The 24,684-nt window shown below is 46.2% G+C and carries 20 protein-coding genes; 3 read left to right on the forward strand and 17 right to left on the reverse strand.

What is annotated here, in order from left to right; all coding sequences use genetic code 11:
• Positions 1-80 precede the first annotated feature (80 nt).
• Positions 81-1,355 (reverse strand): radical SAM family protein, encoded by a 1,275-nt coding sequence (locus tag HMPREF0083_RS23805; RefSeq protein ID WP_021624480.1) that lies wholly within the window; start codon positions 1,353-1,355, stop codon positions 81-83.
• A 187-nt stretch (positions 1,356-1,542) separates the two neighbouring features.
• On the opposite strand from HMPREF0083_RS23805, the gene HMPREF0083_RS23810 reads away from it, so the two are divergent.
• The 3 genes from HMPREF0083_RS23810 (at position 1,543) to HMPREF0083_RS23820 (ending at position 5,081) form a co-directional block, all read left to right on the forward strand.
• A complete protein-coding gene (locus HMPREF0083_RS23810) occupies positions 1,543-2,907 on the forward strand; it encodes a TrkH family potassium uptake protein (protein WP_021624482.1) in 1,365 nt (454 codons plus the stop codon).
• A 111-nt stretch (positions 2,908-3,018) separates the two neighbouring features.
• Positions 3,019-3,588 carry an RNA polymerase sigma factor gene (locus HMPREF0083_RS23815; protein ID WP_021624483.1) on the forward strand — a complete coding sequence of 190 codons (570 nt, stop codon included), beginning with the start codon at positions 3,019-3,021 and terminating at the stop codon, positions 3,586-3,588.
• The gene (locus HMPREF0083_RS23820) at positions 3,585-5,081 is read left to right on the forward strand and encodes a DUF4179 domain-containing protein (protein WP_040304731.1); all 1,497 of its coding nucleotides are present in this window, start codon (positions 3,585-3,587) and stop codon (positions 5,079-5,081) included. The genes HMPREF0083_RS23815 and HMPREF0083_RS23820 overlap by 4 nt, the downstream gene beginning before the upstream one ends.
• A gap of 51 nt (positions 5,082-5,132) precedes the next feature.
• Here HMPREF0083_RS23820 and HMPREF0083_RS23825 read toward each other — a convergent pair whose 3' ends face one another.
• The 16 genes from HMPREF0083_RS23825 to HMPREF0083_RS23900 all read right to left on the reverse strand — a co-directional run bounded on the left by HMPREF0083_RS23825 (position 5,133) and on the right by HMPREF0083_RS23900 (position 24,465).
• Positions 5,133-5,918 (reverse strand): undecaprenyl-diphosphate phosphatase, encoded by a 786-nt coding sequence (locus tag HMPREF0083_RS23825; RefSeq protein ID WP_021624485.1) that lies wholly within the window; start codon positions 5,916-5,918, stop codon positions 5,133-5,135.
• Between the two features lie 124 nt (positions 5,919-6,042).
• Entirely contained in the window at positions 6,043-7,326 is a 1,284-nt protein-coding gene (gene rho / locus HMPREF0083_RS23830) for a transcription termination factor Rho (RefSeq protein ID WP_021624487.1), read from the reverse strand.
• Between the two features lie 219 nt (positions 7,327-7,545).
• Positions 7,546-8,514 (reverse strand): class II fructose-bisphosphatase, encoded by a 969-nt coding sequence (gene glpX, locus HMPREF0083_RS23835; protein WP_021624488.1) that lies wholly within the window; start codon positions 8,512-8,514, stop codon positions 7,546-7,548.
• A 21-nt stretch (positions 8,515-8,535) separates the two neighbouring features.
• Positions 8,536-9,804 carry a UDP-N-acetylglucosamine 1-carboxyvinyltransferase gene (locus HMPREF0083_RS23840; RefSeq protein ID WP_021624489.1) on the reverse strand — a complete coding sequence of 423 codons (1,269 nt, stop codon included), beginning with the start codon at positions 9,802-9,804 and terminating at the stop codon, positions 8,536-8,538.
• Between the two features lie 74 nt (positions 9,805-9,878).
• Entirely contained in the window at positions 9,879-10,526 is a 648-nt protein-coding gene (gene fsa / locus HMPREF0083_RS23845) for a fructose-6-phosphate aldolase (RefSeq protein ID WP_021624490.1), read from the reverse strand.
• A gap of 37 nt (positions 10,527-10,563) precedes the next feature.
• Positions 10,564-11,427 carry a class II fructose-1,6-bisphosphate aldolase gene (gene fba / locus HMPREF0083_RS23850; protein WP_040304734.1) on the reverse strand — a complete coding sequence of 288 codons (864 nt, stop codon included), beginning with the start codon at positions 11,425-11,427 and terminating at the stop codon, positions 10,564-10,566.
• 63 nt (positions 11,428-11,490) lie between these two features.
• Positions 11,491-11,856, reverse strand: a complete 366-nt coding sequence (locus HMPREF0083_RS23855) for a response regulator (protein WP_021624492.1) — start codon at positions 11,854-11,856, stop codon at positions 11,491-11,493.
• Positions 11,857-12,043: 187 nt separating this feature from the next.
• Complete coding sequence (locus HMPREF0083_RS23860) at positions 12,044-13,648, reverse strand: CTP synthase (RefSeq protein ID WP_040304736.1); 1,605 nt, start codon at positions 13,646-13,648, stop codon at positions 12,044-12,046.
• A gap of 188 nt (positions 13,649-13,836) precedes the next feature.
• Positions 13,837-14,346, reverse strand: a complete 510-nt coding sequence (rpoE, locus tag HMPREF0083_RS23865; RefSeq protein WP_040304738.1) for a DNA-directed RNA polymerase subunit delta — start codon at positions 14,344-14,346, stop codon at positions 13,837-13,839.
• Positions 14,347-14,605: 259 nt separating this feature from the next.
• Positions 14,606-17,860, reverse strand: coding sequence for a fused isobutyryl-CoA mutase/GTPase IcmF (gene icmF / locus HMPREF0083_RS23870; protein WP_021624495.1), 3,255 nt, complete (start codon positions 17,858-17,860; stop codon positions 14,606-14,608).
• Positions 17,861-17,971: 111 nt separating this feature from the next.
• The gene (locus HMPREF0083_RS23875; protein WP_021624496.1) at positions 17,972-18,598 is read right to left on the reverse strand and encodes a TetR/AcrR family transcriptional regulator; all 627 of its coding nucleotides are present in this window, start codon (positions 18,596-18,598) and stop codon (positions 17,972-17,974) included.
• Positions 18,599-18,733: 135 nt separating this feature from the next.
• The gene (gene meaB, locus HMPREF0083_RS23880; RefSeq protein ID WP_040304741.1) at positions 18,734-19,678 is read right to left on the reverse strand and encodes a methylmalonyl Co-A mutase-associated GTPase MeaB; all 945 of its coding nucleotides are present in this window, start codon (positions 19,676-19,678) and stop codon (positions 18,734-18,736) included.
• Positions 19,679-19,691: 13 nt separating this feature from the next.
• Entirely contained in the window at positions 19,692-20,834 is a 1,143-nt protein-coding gene (locus HMPREF0083_RS23885; RefSeq protein ID WP_040304743.1) for an acyl-CoA dehydrogenase, read from the reverse strand.
• 153 nt (positions 20,835-20,987) lie between these two features.
• Positions 20,988-22,127: an acyl-CoA dehydrogenase gene (locus tag HMPREF0083_RS23890; RefSeq protein WP_040304745.1), complete on the reverse strand. Its 1,140-nt coding sequence runs from the start codon at positions 22,125-22,127 to the stop codon at positions 20,988-20,990.
• 32 nt (positions 22,128-22,159) lie between these two features.
• Positions 22,160-23,011, reverse strand: a complete 852-nt coding sequence (locus HMPREF0083_RS23895; RefSeq protein ID WP_021624500.1) for a 3-hydroxybutyryl-CoA dehydrogenase — start codon at positions 23,009-23,011, stop codon at positions 22,160-22,162.
• Between the two features lie 266 nt (positions 23,012-23,277).
• Entirely contained in the window at positions 23,278-24,465 is a 1,188-nt protein-coding gene (locus HMPREF0083_RS23900; protein ID WP_021624502.1) for an acetyl-CoA C-acetyltransferase, read from the reverse strand.
• Positions 24,466-24,684: the final 219 nt, after the last annotated feature.

Here is a 24,684-nt window from a genome sequence, read left to right on the forward strand (position 1 = left end):
TCTGCTCTTTGCAAATACCGTTCAGGAAAAATTTATCCGCATCCAACGGCCAGTAAGTCCCTGCTAGTGGAAGTTTTACTTTATACAGTCAGCGTTTGTCTGCGCAGTTCCTGAAACTCGGTCGGCGGCACATGCGTATAGGAACCGATAATGACATCAGGCAATTCCTGACGATAAATCTCAAGCGCCTGTTTCATGCCGAATACCTCGCCTTTTGCCGGTGGAATCATCGCCAAATAGCTCTCCGGATCGATATTCAGATTACGCATCTGAATCAATCGGATACCATTTTGACGAATGAACGCTATCATAGCTTCCATCTCTTCTTCACGATCAAACACTCCAGGGAAGACAAGGTAATTAATGGATGTATACACACCTTTGCTACTGGCATAGGCAGCTGATTTCGCTACATTTTCCAGCGTATAGGCACGTGGTCGATAATAAGCATTGTAATGCTCATCAATTGCACTGATCGTACTGATACGCATCAAGTCAAGACCCGCATCAACAATCGCTTTAATATGATCGGTTAAACCTGCGTTTGTATTAATGTTAATGAAACCGGTTCTTGTCTGTTCCCGAACGCGGCGCATAGCCTGCGTAATAATCGCCGCCTGAGTGGACGGCTCGCCTTCACAGCCCTGACCGAAGCTGATAATCGATTCCGGCGTCTTCAAATGGTGCAGCATCACTTCCGTAAGCTCTTCTACCGTTGGCTTGAAGTTCATCCGCGTCTGTGGGGCAGGGAAGCCGCTGTCATCCGGCTGTTCGGAGATACATCCGTAACATCCGGCATTACAGGAGTAAGAGACCGGCAATCCCGCTTCCCAGCGATTAAAGAATGTATTTGATGCTGTCAAACAACCGTAACCGAGAGTACAATTGCCAAGATGATTAAACACCCGGTTTTCTGGGTATTTTTCCAATACCTTCTTAACAAGATGTTCCTTCTCCTGCTCCGGGAAGTTCAGCGGATTCCATTTATGCGTATCATCGGACTGTTCCGCAGCTACAAAAAAACCGCCATTGTGCCAAACAACAGCCGTATATCCAAAAAGCGGCAGTTTTTCTTCTTTGTGTGATTTCACATATCCGGGCAACATAAGACGGGTGAATCCTTGGGGCATCAGGGCACCGACTGCCTGGAATTCACTCAACCGCGTCATCTCGCCTGTATCAGGGTCCATTCCGACGGGGTGACAATGCGGAAGACTAACCAGCGTGGCGCCTTCCGGCAAAGGAATCAGCTCTTCTTCCAGGATTTCTATTAGCGATTCCCCACTCCGGCCCAGCCCGAACAGTTCCGGATGGTCATATACCTGGCCCTGTTGGTCTGCATAAACAAGATACATATATCAAAGCTCCTTATTTTCTTCGTTCACAAGCGTATATCTATCATTATATCCGAATTATTATAATTCACAGGCAAGATAAAAGTCAAAGATTGTACTCTTTCCAGATTTCTCTATAATATTATCATCAACCCAAGAATTTTTATGGAAAGATACATCCAATTTTGATTCATGGAGATGAGCAAGCATGGAAATACCACAATCACGCAGAAAGAAGCCCCTACTGTCATTCGAAAAAATTAATCCACCTCAATTGCTTGTCATAGGTTTTGGCCTGATTATTCTTCTGGGAACCTTTCTACTAACATTACCGATCGCGACGGCAGACGGGAATGGTCTACCGTTTGTGGATGCATTATTTACGGCCACATCCGCCACCTGTGTAACCGGGCTTGTCGTTGTTGACACAGGTACAGCCTTTACAACATTCGGACAGCTTACGATTCTAAGTATGATTCAAATCGGCGGCTTAGGTTTTATGACCGTCGCCACTCTGTTTACCATCCTGCTTGGGCGAAAGATTTCACTTCGCCAGCGTCTGCTCATTCAGGAATCGATGAACCAGATTAGCCTTGAAGGCATGGTTCGCCTGGTAAAAAATGTGCTTCTGTTTACACTTCTGTTCGAGGCCATAGGCGCAATTATTCTTACTATCCGGTGGTCATTCGACACGAATTGGCAGCACGCTATGTATATGGGTATTTTTCATTCTATCTCCAGCTTCAACAACGCCGGGTTCGATGTCATAGGCGGATTCAAAAGTATGACGGGCTACGTAAGCGATCCGATCGTTAATATTGCGCTGATGCTTCTCGTTATCGCCGGGGGTATCGGATTTATCGTTATCGCCGAACTGATGCAGTTTCAAAGGCGGCGGAAGCTTTCTCTGCATACGAAAGTGGTGCTTTCTTCCTCAGCGTTTCTCATTTTTTTTGGCGCCCTGGTTATTCTGGCCATCGAATTCAACAATCCAAAAACAATGGCGCCACTCGGTTGGGACGGAAAAATTTTAAGCGCATTCTTCCAGTCGGTAGTAGCTCGTACAGAAGGTATGAACTCACTTCCAGTCGGGGATATGCACCAGTCTTCCCTATTTCTTATCATTATTCTTATGTTCATCGGCGCTTCACCCGGTTCGACTGGCGGCGGGATCAAGACCACCACATTCGTTACGCTGCTTGGGGCAGTATGGTCGATGATTCGCGGTGAAGGAGACGTTGTATTTTTTAAACAACGCATCGAATCAGAAAAAGTGTATAAAGCGTTGACGATTACGATGGCTGCAGTATTCCTGGTGCTCGGGGTGACCATGGTTCTCTGCATTACGGAGAGTGGCGATTTTCTAACCATTCTATTCGAAACTACTTCGGCATTCGGTACGGTCGGGATGTCGATGGGGCTAACACCGCATTTAACTACATTCGGTAAAATCCTGCTTTCGCTCGTCATGTTCGCGGGGCGTGTCGGACCACTCACCGTGGCGTTTGCCTTAAGCTGGGATCGCAGGAAAAAACATTTCCGCTACTCCGAAGGCAAAATTATTATTGGATAACAGCAACGGGACGAAAAATATCTTCGTCCCGCTTTTTTTGAATGCGACCGAACCATCCTCCTGTATCGTTCGACTATATAATAGAGCGACGAAAATGAAAGGCGGTTGACAATGGATACCGAGCAACAACTCATCAAACGATGCCAAAGCGGGGATAAGAACGCTTTCAGCCTACTTGTACGCCCTCATCTCCAGCGGGCATACAGTACGGCTCTCGCTATCCTAGGGGCACAGCATTTTGCGGAGGACGCGGTACAAAACGCTTTATTTGAAGCATACAAGGCGATCATGGAAGGTCGAGACATTCGCAGGTTCGGAGGGTGGCTTACCCACATCGTAGCTCGTCGGGCGCTGGACATTGCCCGTCAAAAGCATCGACAGCAGCATACAACCGAAGAAAATGAGCTTCTAGAAGTACGGGATGATACAGCCTCTCCCATAACCGACGTGCTCCAAAAAGAACAGCGAAACGAATTAATGACAGCAATCATGCGCTTAAATATCAATCAACGGACCGTCATTGTCATGTATTACTACCAAGAAATGAAAATCGGGGAAATCGCCAATCTCCTAAATATTAAAGAAGGCACAGTGAAGTCAAGATTACATCAGGCGCGAATTACACTAAGCAAGCTTGTCCCAATTGAGACAGCCAAACAGAAAGTGGGGGAATGCCAGTGAATCGTCAGGACAAACAAATTACAGCGAACGTAGAACAAGCGTTTCAAAGCATTGCCGTACCTCAGTCTTTGCTTGACTTTGTCGATCAGGTTCCCGATTTATATGACCAGCAGCAAATTCACAAGTCTGGAAGCTCCCAACCCAATGTTGAAAGAAAATCGACCATACCGCGAAAACGAATGATTTTACGGAGAATAGCAGGTGGATGTGCAGCAGGCTTGGTCATTTTTATCGGCTCAGTGCTGTATTCCCCTTCTTTTGCAGCTTATACTAAAAATATTCCCGGCCTGACAACTCCTGTAGAATGGCTGCAACAAACGGCTAAAAATATCGGTATTCAAAATGCAAAAGAGCATGGCTATACTCCTATACACCCGGTTAGCATGAACAAAGAAGGCAGGATTTTCACCATCGACAACATATACCTAGAAGATGATCGACTCCGCTTCACACTTGCCGTACAGGGCCCTAAAGGAGCAACACAAAAATTCGGCGCTGACCCGGCCGACTTTCCGGACGCGACAGGTTCTGGTGATGCAGAAAAGCCAAAAAAAATTTCAGATACAGAAGAAGTCCAGATTACACAATATAGGTTTGGGCTTCCACAAAAACAGTTAGAAGAGTTTCTAATTAAAAAGCCAACTAAGCTTACATTTCGAATCGGCGGTATATATGAATCGTTTATCATGACAGTTCCTTTTGATCAAACCAGGTTAAAAGCAGGGGAAGAAACGACTGTTGATGCCGATTTGGGGCTCCAACAAAAAGATCCGGCTATTGAATATGCAGCTGTTAAAAGCTTTTCTATCGATCCAACTAGGATAAAAGTCAATCTTGATATCAAGCTAAAGCCTAGTTACCAAATCGATTTTCGCCGTGGTCTGGAAGAAGATTGGCCATATCTTACTGATGAGCAGGGAAAAAAATATGTACTCAATCGGGACAGCTTTCCGTACCAAAGTGGTCTTTATGATTCGTCATCAGGTACTGTTTCCTTGGATTTTATACCTTCAGTTTACTTTGATAAGCAACCAAAGCAGCTGACCTTGCACCTGAAGAAAGTCTGGCTTACTGAGACGAAGGCTTCGGAAACTGTAAAAATATCTACAGTACATTTTCCACAAACCATTAGAACTTATGGAAAGACGTATACACTCACTAGTGCCAAGCGTCAGGATGGAAGCTGGATTTTCGATGTAAAAAAGCCGGCTCATTCCCTAAGCAACACATCTGCAGGAATCACATTCGAGTGGCCGCCTGAAGTTCGGCAACAGATGGAAGAAAATAAGGAATGGAAAAATGAGATAAAAGGAAAAAAGCATATATTTAACAATGACGGTTGTATCACTCCAAAATACACCCTTAATCCTTATAAGGAAATCCCTGGTCAATTCGAGTTGACGGTGGTAGCTCCCAAGCAAGACACATATACGCTCAACGTACGCCGTTATGCAGATGAGATTCCGCTTGACATTCATATCCCCTTAAAATAAACACAGGAAGAGCCCCGGAGCAGCCTTCAGGCAGCTTCAGGGCTCTTCCTGTTAAAAGATGCCTAAAGCCTGTGCAGCAAGGATAAATACTCCCAATATCCAGACATAAACGGCAAACCCTTTTAAAGATTTTCTCTTTAAAATACCGATCATCCAGCGAACAGCAAAATAGCCGAAAATAGCGGAAAAAAACGAACCGAGCAAGAGAGGAAATAAACCGATCATCTCCCTATGTTCTCCTGTAAACAGCTTGGCTCCTTGAAGAATGACGCCTCCGCCAATAGCCGGAAGCGATAGTAAAAAGGAAAACCGAGCAGCTTCTTCCCGATTGATGCGTCGAAACAGCGAAGCAGCGATCGTCAGACCAGAACGGGAAAGAGCAGGCATGATGGCAGCCGCCTGAAAACAACCGATAAACAATGCATCACCATAGGACATTGCTTCCAGGGATTTACCACCTCTATTTTTCCAGCGATCGGCCATCCAGAGTACAGCACCCGTCAGCAAAAATTCATACCCTACCGTTACGCCTGTCCTGGAAATTTCCTCGAAGAAATCCTCAAGCAACAACCCAACCGCAACTGCAGGTACGGTTCCTATCACAAGCAGTCCCGTCAACCGACTAAATGGCTTCTGCACTAGTTTCAGCACATCATCACCGTATACGGCCAGCACCGCAAACAAGGTGCCGATATGCAGCATCGTATCCAAAAACAATCCGGCCTCGTCCAATCCGAAAAGATGGCGGGCCAAATAGAGGTGCCCCGTGCTACTGATAGGAAGAAATTCGGTCAATCCTTGTATAATTCCCAGAATGATAGCTTGAAGCTCGTTCATGTCGCCTTCTCCTTTTTTCTATCATCCATATGAGAGGAGAAGGAAAAATATAATAAAAACAGGGAAAACCCGACCAGGAAAAACAAGTAGGCCGGAATCTTCCCCTGTTTTTCAAAGGTATGCTTTATCTCTTATGAGCAGGTTTCGTTGACGAATTTCTGGTAGATTCAAGATCTAGAGAATCGAGGAACTCCTGATTGGTCTTCGCCTCGGCGATTTTCTTGATAAACGCTTCGGTGAATTCGTTGCTGTCGTGGATAGACTTGCGCAGGGTCCAGATTTTGGATAATTCTTCTTTCGTAAACAGCAGCTCTTCGCGGCGCGTACCGGAACGACGAATATCAATGGCAGGGTAGACGCGACGTTCCGCCAATTTGCGGTCCAGATGAAGTTCCATATTTCCCGTACCCTTGAATTCTTCGTAAATCACATCATCCATACGTGATCCAGTTTCCACAAGTGCAGTAGCCAGAATGGTTAAGCTACCCCCTTCCTCGACATTACGCGCCGCACCAAAGAAACGCTTCGGACGATGAAACGCCGCAGGATCAATCCCTCCGGACAACGTACGTCCGCTCGTTGGTATGGTAACGTTGTATGCGCGAGCCAGACGGGTAATACTATCAAGCAGAATTACGACATCTTTTTTATGTTCTACAAGGCGCAATGCACGTTCAAGCACCAACTCAGCTACTTTAATATGATTTTCAGGCAATTCGTCAAACGTGGAGCTTACTACTTCGCCTTTAACAGAACGTTGCATATCGGTTACTTCTTCCGGTCTTTCATCAATCAATAGAACAATTAGCTCAACGTCAGGATGATTGGTCGCGATACTGTTGGCAATCTCTTTAAGCAATATCGTTTTACCAGCTTTCGGAGGAGCGACAATAAGACCGCGCTGTCCAAACCCGACAGGCGCTATTAAATCAATAATACGGGAAGAAATTCTGGTAGGTGATGTCTCAAGCACCATCTTCTTCTGGGGATAGAGAGGTGTAAGCGCCGGAAAATGCAAGCGTTCCGGCGAGCTCTCAGGCGGTTCACCATTAACTGCATCAACATGCAATAAACCAAAGTATCTCTCATTCTCTTTCGGCGGTCGTACCTTACCGGATACCTTATCACCGGTTCGTAAGTCAAAACGTCGAATTTGCGAAGCGGAAATATAAATATCTTCCGCACTTGGCAAATAATTAATCGGCCGGAGAAAACCGAACCCATCCGGATGCGTATCAAGCACCCCTTCCATAAACATATGGCCCTGCTTCTCCGCCTGCGCCTGCAGAATCGCGAAGATCAGCTCTCGCTTCTTGAATGTGCCATAGTAAGGAATTTGATATTCTTTCGCCAGCTTATAAAGTTCCGTTAATTTCTTCTCTTCTAATTGTGCTAGATTCATTTCCATATAACGTTCAAACACCACACTTTTCTTATTAAATGGTACATAACACTTCCCCTATCATCCATGGTTCGGGCACAAAAGGTAAAGAAGCTGGAAATTAGAGCTATGCAGATCATTTTCTCCCAACCTCTTATTCCTTTCTTACCCCGATATTTGAACAAAGTCAGTGTTTCAAAGTCTATTTATGCATATCATGAACAGTCTATCCGGTTTATTGTCAGACTAATCCTTCATAACAAATTGCGGTTTACGCTCAAGACGGTGCTGTCCATCAATAAAGCGAACCGTACCGGACTTGGCACGCATAACAACAGATTGTGTGAATGCACTTGTACCTTCGAAGCGTACGCCTTTCAACAACTCACCTTCAGTTACACCGGTAGCCGCAAAAATACAATCATCACCTCTAACAAGGTCGTTCATCAGCAACACTTGACGAGGATCAGCAAGACCCATTTTCTTGCAACGCTCGAACTCTGCTTCATTGTGAGGAACAAGGCGTCCCTGCAATTCGCCTCCAAGACATTTTAATGCAACTGCTGCGATAACCCCTTCTGGGGCGCCGCCGACACCGAACAAAATATCCACACCTGTATGTTCAAACGCCGTATTAATAGCACCTGCGACATCACCGTCAGAGATAAGCTTAATACGAGCGCCCGCTTCACGGATTTGTTCAATAATGCTGGCGTGGCGTTCACGGTCCATAACACATGCCACAAGGTCGCTAATATCCTTACCTTTTGCCTGTGCCACCGCTTTTAAATTATCAATAATTGGTGCAGTAATGTCTACTTTACCGGCTGCTTCCGGACCTACAGCCAGCTTGTCCATATACATATCAGGCGCATGCAGCAGATTCCCGCGGTCCGCTACCGCCAATACCGTAAGTGCATTCCATGTTCCTTTAGCCACGATGTTTGTTCCTTCAAGCGGATCAACTGCTACATCCACTTCTGGCCCAATGCCCTGACCTAGCTTCTCTCCGATATACAGCATCGGCGCTTCATCCATTTCACCTTCGCCGATTACGACGGTCCCCTGCATCGGTACCGTATCGAATACGGCGCGCATTGCAGTCGTAGCGGCATCATCCGCATCCTCTTTCTTGCCGCGTCCCATCCATCGGGCAGACGCGAGCGCCGCCGCTTCTGTTACACGTACTAATTCAAGTGTTAAACTGCGTTCCATTTCCTGTCATCTCCTGTTTTGTTAGTAAGCTCTCTGGATTGATTTTTCACGCCACATCACAGCACCAAGACTCTTCAGCTTTTCTTCCAATTCGGCATATCCGCGATCAATATGGTGTACACCAGTAATTTCCGTTATACCATTGGCCATTAATCCGGCTATAACGAGCGCCGCTCCCGCCCTTAAATCCGTTGCCATGACTTTACCACCTACAAGTGATGTCTTGCCCTCAATAACAGCTGAGCGGCCTTCCACTTTAATTTTGGCTCCCATGTTCAACAGATGTTCAGCATGTTTAAACCGGGCATGATAAATATTATCTGTTACAATACTGGTACCATTTGCGGCGGTTAACAAGGAAGTGATGGGTTGTTGAAGATCAGTGGGAAATCCGGGGTAAGGAAGCGTTTTTATATCGATTGCTTCATATGTGTCACATCCAATAACGTGAACGGCATCGTCCTCTTCTTCCACCCGGATATTCATCTCTCTCAGCTTAGCTGTAAGAGATTCCATATGACGGGGAATAATATTATCAATCACTACATCGCCACCCGTAGCCGCAGCGGCAATCATATACGTACCTGCTTCGATTCGGTCGGGAATAATAGAATGCCGGCATCCGCTCAGCTTCTCGACTCCCTCAATTCTGATTACATCGGTTCCGGCACCTTTAATACTTGCCCCCATTGCATTCAGCAATGTAGCGACATCGATAATCTCCGGTTCTTTCGCTGCATTTTCAATAATCGTTTTGCCTTTGGCCCGGCACGCTGCCAGCATAATATTAATGGTAGCTCCTACACTTACGACATCCAGATACACTTTGCTGCCGATAAGCTCTTTTGCCTGAATATGCAAAGAACCGTGTTCATGAGACATACGAGCACCGAGTGCTTCAAATCCTTTAACGTGCTGGTCAATCGGCCTCGGACCGAGATTACAGCCACCGGGCATGCCGATAATCGCCTCGCCGAAACGGCCTAACATAGCGCCCATCAAATAATAAGAAGCCCTTAACTCTTTGATTTTACCGTTAGGCATTGGCCTTGCTTCCATGCGAGTCGAATCAATGCGTATCATATCGTTATCTTGCTCGACCACTGCCCCCAAATCCTGCAGAATCTCACTATAGATATGAACATCGCTGATATCCGGCACATTCTCCAAAACAACCTCCGCGCCTGCGAGAATCGCAGCGGGAATGAGCGCCACCGCACTATTCTTCGCTCCGCTGATTTGAATTCGCCCTGTCAGCTTCCGTCCGCCCTCGATAAACAATTTCTCCACAGATCGATTCTCCTTACTCAATGGGAAAAAGCACCTTTTCACATCACTTTTTGAAAAGGTGCTTCTTTCCGGTATTATTTTTGCTGCGCTTGATCCCAATCCGCAAGAAAGCGTTCGATGCCGGCATCCGTTAACGGATGCTGTGCCATTTGCTTGAAAATCTTGTACGGAATGGTCGCGATGTCCGCTCCCATCTTCGCGCATTCTACTACGTGCAGTGGATGGCGTACACTCGCCGAAATAATCTCAGTTTCAATATCATGAGCATCAAAAATTTGAGAGATGTCCGAAATTAACTGCAAACCGTCTTGGGAGATATCATCGAGGCGTCCAAGGAAGGGCGATACGTAAGTCGCTCCTGCACGCGCAGCCAAAAGTGCTTGTGTCGCCGAGAATACTAGCGTCACATTCGTTTTGATTTTTTTCTTGGTAAAATGTTTGACCGCTTTTAGGCCTTCTACCGTCATTGGCACTTTAATCACGATATTCTTGGAAAGAGAGGCAAGCTTCTCGCCCTCTTCAATCATGCCTTCGGCTTCCAGGCTGATAACTTCAGCACTAATCGGTCCATCAACGATATCAATGATTTCTTTTAATGTCTCTACAAAGTCGCGTCCTTCTTTCGCAACAAGGGAAGGATTAGTCGTAACTCCGGCCAAAACGCCCCACTCGTTCACTTCGCGAATCTCATTTACATTTGCTGTATCAATAAAAAATCTCATAATACACTCCTTCTGTCTTCACACTGACAAAATGGTGTTACGCTTTGTTGCTGCTTCCAAATTCGCGCATTTTGCCCTTAACAGTTTCTTTAATGGTGTCACGTGCAGGTCCCAGATATTTACGTGGATCATACAAATCTGGTTTTGCATCGAGAACTTCACGAACTGTTTTAGCTGATGCGATTTGGTTCTCCGTATTCACATTAATTTTCGCCGTACCAAGCGAAATTGCACGTTGGATATCTTTTGTCGGAATGCCTGTACCACCGTGCAGAACAAGCGGAACTCCAGTCAACTTCATAACTTCTTCCATTCTGTCAAAGCCTAGATTCGGCTCGCCTTTATATGGGCCATGAACAGAGCCAAGCGCCGGAGCGAAGCAATCCACACCTGTCTCGCGCACAAGTTTATCACATTCTGCCGGAATTGCATACGCCGCTTCTGCATCTTGTACAATCAAATCATCTTCCTGACCACCAATACGGCCCAGTTCAGCCTCTACTGACACCCCTAACGCATGTGCCACGTCTACGACACGCTTGGTTAGGGCAATGTTCTCTTCGAGCGGATAATGAGAGCCATCGATCATAACGGAGGTAAAACCGGCATGGATAGCTTCTACGCACTTCTCGAAGGAAGAGCCATGATCCAGATGAATCGCTACCGGGACAGTAATTTTATATTCTTCCATTAAAGCTTGTACAATAGCTACAACCAGTTTAAAACCGCCCATATAACGAGCTGCACCTTCACTTACTCCAAGGATGACAGGGGATTTCTCTTCTTCTGCCGCCTGCAGAATGGCTTGCGTAAACTCAAGATTGTTCAAGTTAAATTGACCGACGGCATATTTCCCTTCCACGGCTTTATTTAACATGTCTGTCATCGAAACTAATGGCATATGTAAGATCCTCCTTGTTTTGTGCATACCCTCAAACATTGCTTATTATACCACAATGAAAGATCAGCATGCGAGTTGCTTATTTACTGCCGTTCGTAGTTCATCAATATCAAACGGCTTAGTGAAATGGGTGAGAGCGCCGAGTTCCGTCGCCTCTTTAATCATATCCAATTCGCCATACGCTGTCATCATGATCACCTTGGTTTCTGGAGCGATTTTTTTAATTTCCTTCAAAATCTCAAGCCCGTCCATGCCGGGAATTTTCATATCAAGAATGACAAGGTCAGGCGACTCGCCCGTGACAATTTCTAATGCCTGCTTTCCATTGGCAGCTTGAAACGTCTGGTACCCTTCCTTTCCAAATACCTCAAACAGCAGAACTCGAATCCCGTATTGGTCATCGACTATCAATACTTTCTTATCCTTCATGCTGCTCCCCCTCTCATTCTCATGCACAACAAATATGTATGCTGACTCTACAATAATACAAGAGTTCGATAAATCCTAAAAAATTCCTGCTTTTTATCTATGATACAACAAGAAAAACTCATGAACGCCTTCGCTCGTCCGTTTTCCATAAAAAAAGACGAGCAATCGCTCGCCTTGGTTTTATTTACTATTGTTTTTTCAGCTTCAACGCCGCACCAACAAAATCGCGGAAAAGTGGCTGCGGGCGGTTCGGACGAGAGGCAAATTCTGGATGGAATTGGCTTGCCACAAACCAAGGGTGATCCGGCAGCTCAACGATTTCTACCAGACGTCCGTCCGGCGATGTACCGCTGAACTTCAGCCCTGCATCTTTCAGTGCTTCACGGTACTGGTTGTTGAACTCATAGCGATGGCGATGACGCTCATATACAAGATCTTCATCGTAAGATGTGTGGGCTGCCGTGCCTTTTTCCATTTTGCAAGGATACAGGCCAAGGCGCATCGTACCGCCGAGATTTTCAATATCTTTTTGATCCGGAAGCAGGTCAATAACCGGATATTGGGTAGACGGATTAATTTCCGAACTGTTCGCATCCTTCATGCCGACGACGTGACGGGCAAATTCGATAACCGCTACCTGCATTCCCAAACAAATGCCAAGGAACGGAATTTTGTTTTCACGTGCGTACTTAGCGGCGATGATTTTACCCTCTACACCACGATCTCCGAAACCACCTGGTACAAGAATACCATCCACACGGCTCAGCAGCTCAGAAACGTTATGCTCGTACACTTCCTCAGCATCCACCCACTCAATATTCACGTCCGCATCATTCGCATAACCGGCATGGTACAATGCTTCTGCCACGCTGATATATGCATCATGCAGCGCAACGTATTTACCGACGATAGCAATGGTCGTCTTGTGGGAAAGGTTCTTAATTTTATGGAGCATCTGTTTCCATTCTGTCATATCTGCTTCCGGGCAAGTGAGGTTCAAATGGTTGCACACATATTCGTCCGCTCCTTGCTCTTTCAGAGTCAATGGAACTTCATACAGCGATTCGGCATCCACCATTTCGATAACCGCTTTCGGATCGATATCGCAGAAGAGCGCGATTTTATCTTTCATGTCCTGTGACATCGGATGCTCTGTGCGGCATACAATTACATTCGGCTGAATTCCCAAGCTACGCAGCTCTTTCACACTGTGTTGAGTCGGCTTCGTCTTCATCTCGCCGGCAGCTGCCAAGTATGGCACAAGTGTACAATGGATATACATTACGTTGTCACGACCGACATCGCTCTTAATCTGACGAATTGCTTCCAGAAACGGAAGGCTCTCAATATCTCCTACCGTACCGCCGATTTCTGTAATAACAACATCAGCATTCGTCTCACGTCCTGCACGGAAAACACGCTCTTTGATTTCATTAGTAATATGTGGAATGACCTGTACCGTTCCGCCCAAGTAATCACCGCGGCGCTCTTTCGTAATAACGGAAGAGTAGATTTTACCAGTCGTTACATTACTGTTGGAATTCAGGTTAATGTCGATGAACCGTTCATAGTGGCCAAGGTCAAGATCCGTCTCCGCGCCATCTTGAGTAACGAATACTTCTCCATGCTGGTATGGGCTCATTGTGCCTGGATCTACGTTGATATACGGATCAAACTTCTGAATCGTTACCTGCAGACCACGATTTTTCAACAAACGTCCCAGAGAAGCAGCGGTAATCCCTTTGCCCAGAGAAGATACCACACCGCCAGTTACAAATATATACTTTGCCATACAAATAAACCCCTCTTTCTTTGCCCATTCAATACTTTTCCACAAAACAAGTAGCTGTATGAATCTAGAAAATGAAAAAAACAAAAGAGATCCCCAACCGAGTATTTTCGGAGGGGCACTTTTGTTTTATTTGTTAATGATACATCATATAGTTTTAAAGCCCAAAAAGTATTTTATCTTCCCTTGTATTACATGTCAAGGTCTTCGTCTTCATCTTCATTCTCTAATTCTTCATCGTCCAGTTCTTCATCGAATTCTTCATCCGTTTCTTTCTCGTCATCGGCGAAGTCATCGTCTATCTCTTCTTCATCCTCGTCATCTACATGAGCGTTGTCAATCTCATCATATTCTTCTTCAAGCTCTTCGTCATCCTCGAAGTCATCGTCGTCATCCAATGCGAATTTGCCCCGGAAACCGCTTTCCGCAGACTCCTCTTGTGTTTCGACAAGGTACCAGCGTTTCAATCCCCACAGATTTTCACCGAGGCATATAAAGCGGCCATCAAGATTAATTTCCGTATACACTTGCGCTATCATGTCCATCGCTTCGGATTCCGACATGTTCTTCATTGCTGTTATTTCTTTATACAAATCTCGGTAATAGGCCGGTTTTTTTGATTGATTCAACATTTGATAAGCGATATCTACCATCGCCATTTCTTTGACTTCTTCTGCTTCCAGGTTCAAAGCATTGCTCAACCTCGGCACTTCCCTTCTTTACAGGTTTCAAATAACCAGATGCAAATTCTTGCATCCCGGACATACTATCCCTATTATTCAGCATTCCTTATTTTATACAATTTCAGACCTAAAATGCAAGGAAAACTCGTGCTTCATTCGTTTTTCAAATAACGCGATCATAAAGAAGGCGAGGGAAAAATGCCCTCGCCCTTTATTTTCTCCTCAACAGAGTTTCTGTTCGGGACAAAAGAGTTTACTATTGTCTCGTCATTCGACCCTACATATTTCGACGATATTGTCCACCGACTTCATAGAGCGCACCTGTAATTTGACCGAGACTGGCCACTTTCACTGTCTCCATCAGTTCAGCGAAGATATTCTCTCCAGAACACGCTACTTCTTTTAGGCGTCGTAGCGCTGCATCGGCAACATCCTTATGACGTTCTTGGAAATCGCGCAGGTTGTTAATTTGCTGTACCTTTTCTTCTTCCGTAGCACGAGCAAGCTCGATCTCGTAGTCCTCCTCGGAAGAATTCGGATTCAGGAACGTATTTACACCAATAATAGGAAGCTCGCCGTTATGCTTCAGCGTCTCGTAATAGAGGGACTCCTCTTGAATCTTACTGCGCTGGTATTGTGTCTCCATCGCACCTAGCACGCCGCCACGGTCACTAATACGCTGGAATTCAGCCAATACGGCCTCTTCTACTAACTCAGTCAACTCTTCGATAATGAAAGAACCTTGCAACGAATTCTCATTTTTCGCCAAACCGAGCTCTTTTGTAATAATCATTTGGATTGCCATAGCACGGCGCACAGAATTCTCTGTAGGCGTCGTAATGGCCTCATCATACGCATTGGTATGCAACGAGTTACAATTATCATATATAGCCATCAGCGCCTGCAATGTAGTGCGTATATCGTTAAAATCCATCTCCTGCGCATGCAGGGAACGACCTGACGTCTGAATATGATACTTGAGCTTCTGACTGCGCTCATTACCGCCATACTTGTTCTTCATAACCGTTGCCCAAATGCGACGGGCAACTCTCCCAAGCACAGTGTACTCCGGATCAAGACCATTGCTAAAGAAGAATGACAAGTTTGGTGCAAAGTCATCAATGTGCATACCACGGCTCAAATAATATTCAACATACGTAAAGCCATTCGCCAGCGTAAAGGCAAGCTGGGAAATCGGATTTGCACCTGCTTCAGCGATATGATAACCGGAAATACTTACCGAATAGTAATTGCGAACATGGTTCTCGATGAAGTACTCCTGAATATCTCCCATCATCTTCAGAGCAAATTCTGTCGAGAAGATGCATGTATTCTGTCCTTGATCTTCTTTCAGAATATCTGCCTGTACGGTTCCACGTACGCTTTTAAGCGTATAGGCCTTAATTTGCTTCGCTTCTTCAGCATTCGGTTCTCGTCCGTTCTCTTGCTTGAACTTGTCGATCTGCTGCTGAATGGCTGCGTTCATGTACATTGCCAGAATAATTGGCGCAGGTCCATTAATCGTCATTGATACAGATGTTGATGGATGACATAAGTCAAAGCCATCATATAGTTTTTTCATATCATCCAGCGTACAAATGCTAACGCCACTTGTGCCAATTTTCCCATAAATATCCGGACGATAATCAGGATCTTCCCCGTATAAAGTCACACTGTCGAACGCTGTACTTAAGCGCTTCGCTGCATCGTCCTTAGACAAGTAGTGGAAACGACGGTTCGTTCGCTCAGGTGTACCCTCGCCCGCAAACTGACGCTTCGGATCTTCGCCATCACGCTTAAATGGAAATACGCCTGCGGTGTAAGGGAAATATCCTGGCAAATTCTCGCTCATAGCCCAGCGAAGAATCTCGCCCCATTCTTCGAATTTCGGCAGCGCTACCTTTGGAATGCGTGTGCCAGACAGGGAGGTTGTATACAGCTTCGTAACAATTTCTTTATCGCGCACTTTCGTAATGAACTCATCCTTCATGTATGCTTCCTTCAACGACTTCCAATTATCCAGAATTTTTCTACTTTCAGGATGCAGCTTCTCTTCATAGTGAGAAATAAGCTTATCGATTTCTTGCTGTAAATCAGATGCAAGTTCCCCTGTGTGAGCTAATAATTCTTCCTTCGTGCCTTTCAACTGGAATAGCTTGCGTGCGATTTGCACCTGTTGTTCGGTAAATTTCTTATATTGATGTACGGTATTGACGATTTCCGCCAGATAATGAATACGCTCAGACGGAATGACATATTGCTTCTTAGATTTGGTATTGCCGGAGATATTAAGTGTAGTCGGCCATTCTGTGCCTGTTTTCTCACTAACAACCCTCATCAGGTTCACAAAAAGTACATTTGTGCCCGGATCGTTGAATTGGCTGGCGATTGTACCATATACCGGAATATCCTCATCCTTCATGTCAAAAATAGCACGACTGCGCGTCCACTGCTTCTTTACATCGCGTAGCGCATCTTCTGAACCGCGCCGTTCGAATTTGTTGATAGCAATAATGTCGGCATAATCGATCATATCAATTTTCTCAAGCTGGGTCGGTGCACCAAATTCGCTCGTCATTACGTACATGGCAATATCGCACACTTGCGTAATTTGCGCATCGCCCTGCCCAATACCGGATGTCTCGACAATAATGAAGTCATAGCCTGCCGCTTTCACAATATTAATCGCATCACCAATGGCCTTGCTAAGCTCGCTATGAGACTTCCGCGTTGCCAGGGAACGCATGTATACGCGAGGTGAGTTAATGGCATTCATACGAATTCGGTCACCTAGAAGCGCTCCACCCGTTTTCTGCTTAGAAGGGTCTACCGATAGAATGGCCATTGTCTTCTCTGGATATTGCTCCAGAAAACGCCGTACCAGTTCATCTGTCAGCGAGCTTTTACCAGCTCCGCCCGTTCCGGTGATACCAAGCACAGGAACCGTCTCCACCATCGCATTCACTTTTTCAAGCGTAGCAGCTACTTCCCGATCTTGCCTCTCTACATTCTCTTCCGCCAGTGTAATCATGCGCCCGATCGCATTCCAACTTCGACTTTTAAGCTCGCTAATTTCCTTCTCAACCTCTTTTGGAGTCGGATAATCGGTCTGTTCAATCATGGAGTTAATCATGCCCTGCAAGCCATGCACACGCCCGTCATCTGGAGAGAAAATTTTCGCAACACCATATTCGTGCAGCTCACGAATCTCAGAAGGGACAATAACGCCGCCGCCACCGCCGAACACTTTAATATGAGAGGCATTTTTCTCTTTTAGCAAATCGACAATGTATTTAAAATACTCTACGTGGCCACCCTGATACGAGCTAATCGCAATACCATGCGCATCTTCTTGAATAGCGGCATTTACAATCTCCTCTACGGAGCGGTTATGACCGAGGTGAATAACCTCTACTCCTGAGGCCTGTAAGATGCGACGCATAATATTAATCGAGGCATCATGCCCATCAAACAAGCTGGCTGCCGTGACAAAACGAACATTGTGCTTCGGACGATAAATTGTCGTTTCCATCTTTATTTTCCTCCCTCAAGGTCGCGCAATAGCCCCTGCGCACTCAATCTTATGTCTGCAATCGAACCGGTGCAGGACTTTTCTCCTTCTCATCCGGTTTATGGCAACTCTTTACTTATCCGTCAATTCACGCAAAATCAACGATGTCTGCATTTTAGTAAATTCATCCAACGTGTAATTCTTGCGTAAACTCCAGCGACGGAATGTCCACATCTCGCCAAGCACCACAATATTGTGAGCCATCAGCTTAACTGAATTCTCATCAATCTGCAGCGAGCCGTCCCGTCTGCCGCGATGCAATATTTCTTCAAAAAAGCCTGTAATCTCTTCTTCCTTCGCCAGCACATATCTCATCGTTTCGCGAGGAAGTGACTTAATCTCCTGATAAATCAGAAGTACGCGATCCTGCATCTGATCCATTACACGCAGGAATCCTTCGATGGCTGCTTCTAACATTACGGCCCCACTTACACCGTTAACAAGTACCTCCTGCAGACCTTTTTCCACGCCTGCGTGGATCGCATCACATACAAGGTAGAGAACATCTTCTTTCGATTCGATATATTCATATAACGTACCGATGCTGAATCCTGATGCACGGGAAATCTCTCGGGTAGTTGTTTTGTGAAATCCCTTGGAGATAAAAAGCTCAACCGCCGCTTCAATAATTTGCTCGCGTCGCTTCTCGATCAGCTTTGGGTCTTTTACCATTGAGGGGATTGATTTACGTTGCTCCATCTTAAATTTGCTCCTTTCCTTACGCCGACTGAGCGATTGCTCAGAGTGCAGGGAAAAAGAAAAGGCGCATCGCCTTTTCTTCCTTCCTTCTATTATACGCAGGAAGAAAATGAATTCGCAACTCTTTTCAGAATACTATTTTTCTTTTACCAATTGCTGTAATAATTGGTGCGCTACTTCATACGGATCAATGTCACGACGAGAGACGCCTTCCATCATGTCTTTGTATTCTTCGCTGCGCAAACGCTTAACAATGAGCTGGTGCACGGCATGTTCCACAATCTCAGATACCTCTTCCCGCAGATGGGAAGCTCGACGTCTCTCCCATTCCTTGCTTTCCTGAAGATACGACTTATGGTCTAGAAACGCTTGCCATGCCTCATCAATTCCCATACCTTGTGTCGTGATAGTTTTTACCACTGGAGGGCGCCATGGAGAATCATGCTTGACCAGGTCGAGCATCTGCTCCACTTCGCGGAACAGCTTGTCTGTACCAGCCAGGTCTGCTTTGTTCAAAATAAACAAGTCAGCAATTTCCATGATACCAGCCTTGAATGCCTGTACCGTGTCGCCTCCACCGGGATTAAGTACAACCGCTGTCGAGTCAGCAATATTCATAATGTCAAGCTCCGATTGACCGACACCTACCGTTTCAATAATTACAATATCCTTTCCGTATGCATCAAGTACGCGAACCGCCTCTTTCGTTGCTCGCGCCAGGCCGCCAAGACTTCCGCGCGTACCCATACTGCGGATAAATACGCCCTCATCCAAAAAGTGATCCTGCATACGGATGCGGTCTCCAAGAATGGCCCCTCCGGTAAACGGACTGGTCGGATCTACCGCCACAATCCCTATCGTCAATCCCTGCTTACGCAGATACCCAATAAGCTTATCAACAAACGAGCTTTTTCCCGCACCCGGTGAGCCGGTGATACCGAGGAGAAACGCTCCTCCCGTATGAGGGAAAAGGTCCTGCAGAATCTCCGTCTTCTCTGGATGATTATCCTCTATATAAGAAATCGCACGGGCAACTGCCCGGCGATCTCCATTAAGAATTCGTTCTACCAATGCATGCAATACGCTCACATCCTTAGTCTTTCAGCAAATAGTTCGAGATGACAAGACGTTGGATTTCATTCGTCCCTTCATAAATCTGTGTGATTTTCGCGTCCCGCATGAAGCGTTCCACCGGATATTCTCGCGTATAGCCGTAACCACCGAATACCTGTACCGCATCAGTCGTTACTTCCATCGCGATATCGCCTGCATACAGCTTTGCCATAGCAGAAGCTTTGCCGTATGGAAGAGCGCTGTCTTCAAGCACAGCCGCCTGATAAGTCAGAAGACGAGCCGCTTCCACTTTAGTTGCCATATCAGCCAGTTTAAACCCGATCGCCTGTTGAGCAGCAATCGGTTTGCCGAATTGATGGCGTTCTTTTGCATAAGCAATCGCATGCGTCAATGCTCCATCTGCAATTCCAACCGCCTGTGCAGCGATACCATTGCGGCCACCGTCCAGCGTCATCATAGCGATTTTAAAGCCCTGGCCTTCTGTGCCCAGCATATTCTCTACCGGTACACGGCAATCTTCAAAAATAATTTCTGTTGTCGCAGAAGAACGGATACCAAGCTTCTTCTCCTTTTTACCGACTTTAAAGCCCGGCATATCACTCGTTACGATAAATGCCGTTTGTCCTTTATGTTTCAACTCCGGCGTAGTTGCGGCAAATACAATGTAAATATCCGCCAGACCGCCATTCGTGATGAAAATTTTGCTTCCATTCAGAATATAATGATCACCATCTTTTTTCGCAGTCGTCTTCATGCCTGCCGCATCAGATCCAGAGCCAGGCTCGGTCAGGCAATATGCACCCATACTCTTCCCTTCCGCCAACGGGCGAAGGAACTTCTGCTTTTGCTCCTCTGTACCGAATTTGTAAATCGGCCAGCTCGCAAGCGATGTATGAGCAGATAGCGTAACCCCTACCGAAGAATCAACACGGGACAATTCTTCCACCGCGATTACGTAGCTTAGAAAGTCGAAGCCTGCACCACCATATTTCTCATCCCATGGAATACCTGTTAATCCCAATTCAGCTAGCTTATGAAACACTTCCATATCGAAGCGTTCTTCTTCGTCACGCTCACCGGCTTTGTCAGCCAACTCATTCTCCGCGAATTCACGCACCATTTGGCGTAGCATTTTGTGCTCTTCAGATAGTTGGAAATCCATTTCTCTCCACTCCTTATTTATTTGTTTGTCTCGGTTTAAGGGGCAGCAAGGTCCTGACTTCATCTGCGCTGCACGAGGGATAACTGCCCCTAAGTCCCCGATAAGTGCAACTAGCCATCAGCGGAAAAGAAAGATCCTCCACTGATGAAAGTTTTACTTTATTAGGTGTTTAGAAATCACAATACGCTGAATCTGGTTAGTACCTTCGTAGATTTGAGTTACTTTAGCATCACGGAAATAACGCTCCACCGGATACTCCCGCGTATAGCCGTAGCCGCCGAATACCTGGACTGCTTCCGTTGCCACATTCATCGCGGTGTCGGTCGCAAATCGCTTCGCCATGGAGGCTTCCATGCCACACGTAACGCCCTGACCGCGAAGCGCCGCCGCACGGTATACAAGCAAGCGAGAAGCTTCGATTTGAGTCGCCATATCAGCCAGCTTAAAGGCAATAGCCTGCTGCGCTGCAATCGGCTTGCCAAACTGATGACGTTCTTTAGCATAGGCTAATGCATGCTCGAATGCTCCTTCAGCAATGCCAAGACCTTGCGCCGCAATACCTATGCGTCCAATATCCAGGTTTGCCATTGCGATAGTAAAGCCCATGCCTTCCTCACCTAGCAAATTCTCCGCAGGCACTTCCGCGTTATCGAAAATCAATTCCGATGTATTGGAACCGTGCAGCCCCATTTTCTTTTCCTTTTTGCCGACAGTAAACCCTGGTGTATCCTTTTCCACAATAAATGCTGAAATTCCTTTCGGACCTTTTGACGGATCAGTGACAGCAAACGTAATATACGTATCGGCTGCACCCGCGTTCGTAATGAAAACCTTGGAGCCGTTCAAAATATACTTGTCACCTTTTCTCACCGCCGCAGTACGCAGGCTGGCCGCATCAGACCCCGCATTCGGTTCCGTCAGTGCAAAAGCTCCGATATACTCCCCAGAAGCAAGTTTTGGTACATATTTTTTCTTTTGTTCTTCATTACCAAAATATACAATTGGATTTGTGCCAACTGATGTATGCACAGAGAGAATAACCCCCACGGTCGGGCTCACTTTAGAAATTTCGTGAATAGCTAGAATATACGAGATAAAGTCCGCTTCCGCGCCGCCCAATTTCTCTTCGATGGGAATCCCCATCAATCCGTATTCACCCATCTTGCGAATAATCTCAATAGGAAACTCATCCGTCTCTTCCATCTTCTCTACTTGGGGTGCGATTTCCTCACGGGCAAAATCCCGTACCATACGGCGCATCATTTCTTGTTCTTCTGTAAATTGTAAATGCATGGTTTCTCCTCCCATCTTCTGTTGCCTTATCTCTATTCGTATACGTAGAATCCGCGTCCGGATTTACGGCCAAGCCATCCTGCTTTAACATATTTGCGCAGCAATGGACATGGGCGATATTTAGAATCACCGAATCCTTCATGAAGTACTTCCATGATGTACAGGCATGTATCAAGCCCGATGAAATCAGCCAATGTCAGTGGACCCATCGGATGGTTCATACCAAGCTTCATTACTTCATCAATCGACTCAGGTGTAGCAACACCTTCATATACACAGTAAATGGCTTCATTAATCATCGGCATCAATACACGGTTGGATACGAAGCCTGGGAAATCATTCACTTCTACCGCTACTTTGCTCATCTTCTCGGACAGATCCGCTACGATGCGGTAGGTCTCATCCGATGTTGCAAGACCGCGAATCACTTCGATAAGCTTCATAACCGGAACAGGATTCATAAAGTGCATGCCAATCACTTTCTCTGGACGATTCGTTACCGCTGCAATTTCCGTAATCGGAAGGGAGGATGTATTGCTTGCGAGAATGGTATGCGCCGGTGTAATATCATCAAGCTGCTTAAAAATGGCTGTTTTCACATCCATATTCTCGACAACCGCTTCTACAACAAAGTCGACGTCTTTAGCGCTGTTGATATCCGTTGACACAACGATGCGCTCAAGAATGGCCTGCTTTTCTTGTTCGGACTTGCGGCCTTTCTCCACATCGCGCGTCAGATTTTTAGTAATAACGCCAAGACCCCGATTTACGAACTCTTCTTTCACATCATGCAGCACAACATGAAGTCCAGCCTGTGCCGCCACCTGCGCAATGCCGCTTCCCATCTGACCTGCGCCGATTACCATGAATTTTTTGACTTCCATTCGTCTCCACTCCTTTTATTCTTAATAAAACCTGGATATATATCTGATTTGATAAATCGACACATGTTTGTGGTGGGAGGTAAGAAAAAAAGGAAGGGCGGTGGGCGGTCGGAAAAAGGCACCTTGGCCCTTCTTCTGCCGGGGCGCATCCACCCTCTTCTTTTTTCCGAATCTCCTCCTTCCAACCACCTGAACTTTTGTTACTATGTCAGGTGATTTCTATATAAATAATGGGAGAATAGGTCGTCTCTATCTTCTTCTGCGCGTTATTCCGCTGCCGGAACCTCCACAAGAATAGCATCGCCCTGTGCTGCTCCCGAGCAAATCGCCGCAATGCCAAGACCTCCGCCGCGACGACGCAGTTCATATATCAGTGTCATCAGGATGCGCGCGCCACTGGCTCCAATCGGATGACCGAATGCGATAGCGCCTCCATTGACGTTTACCTTCTCCGGGTCCCAACCTGCAATCTTCTCACTCGTTAATGTTACTGCTGCAAATGCTTCATTCACTTCAAATAAATCAATCTGGTCAATCGTATAGCCTGTTTTTTTCAACAGCTTGTTTATAGCAAGGCCTGGCGTAGTGGCAATATAAGGCGCTTCCTGTCCAACTGCCGCATGTCCCAGAATGGTTGCCAGCGGTTTTGCTCCCAATTCTTTTGCCTTTTCATCTGACATGACGACCATAGCCCCTGCACCGTCATTTACACCCGGCGCATTGCCTGCTGTAATCGTACCGTCCTTCGTAAAGACAGGAGGCAGCTTTTGCAACTGTTCCATACTTGTTTCACGCGGGGCTTCGTCCGTATCAACCAGCACCGGCTCTCCCTTGCGTTGTGGCACGGATACGGGAACAATTTCGTCTTTTAATTTCCCTTGTTTTATGGCTTCCGCTGCACGTTGTTGACTCCGCAAAGCCCACTTGTCTTGTGCTTCGCGCGAAATTTCATATTCGGCTGCCACGTTGCTGCCGTGCACCGCCATATGCTGGCCATCATAAGCATCCGTTAATCCATCATGCAACATTAAATCTACAATCTTTCCATCGCCCATGCGCATGCCCCAGCGTGCATTCGGTACAATATACGGTGCATTGCTCATGCTTTCCATCCCGCCAGCTACGATAACATCAGCGTCACCGGCACGAATAATCTGATCGGCCAATGTCACGCTGCGAAGCCCGGAAGCGCATACCTTGTTAATAGTTTCTGTCTGTACCTCCCACGGCAGCCCTGCTTTGCGGGCTGCCTGACGCGAAGGTATCTGCCTGGCACCGCCCTGCAGTACCATTCCCATAATGACTTCCTCCACCATATCCGGAGAAATACCGGCACGTTCCACAGCCTCTTTGATTACGACCCCGCCCAGATCTACTGCCGTAAGTGAAGACAACTTGCCTCCAAACTTGCCGAACGGTGTACGGGCAGCGCTTACAATAACCGATTTTTTCATTCTTTTCGCGCCTCCTTATCTATTTGACTTACTTCTTCAGTACAAGTTGAACGATTGCTCAGTCAGTTTATACCTTGAAACACGCCCGGCAGTGACAACTGCCAGGTTAACAGTTCTTTCCTCTTTCATTGTATCAATGTTCTTACAAATGAAAAAGAGTATTTTATAAAGATTTTTCTAAAATCTCAACCATATCAAGTGTTTGGACTTTTTCTTCCA

The organism is Aneurinibacillus aneurinilyticus ATCC 12856 (genome assembly GCF_000466385.1).
Lineage (GTDB): Bacteria > Bacillota > Bacilli > Aneurinibacillales > Aneurinibacillaceae > Aneurinibacillus > Aneurinibacillus aneurinilyticus.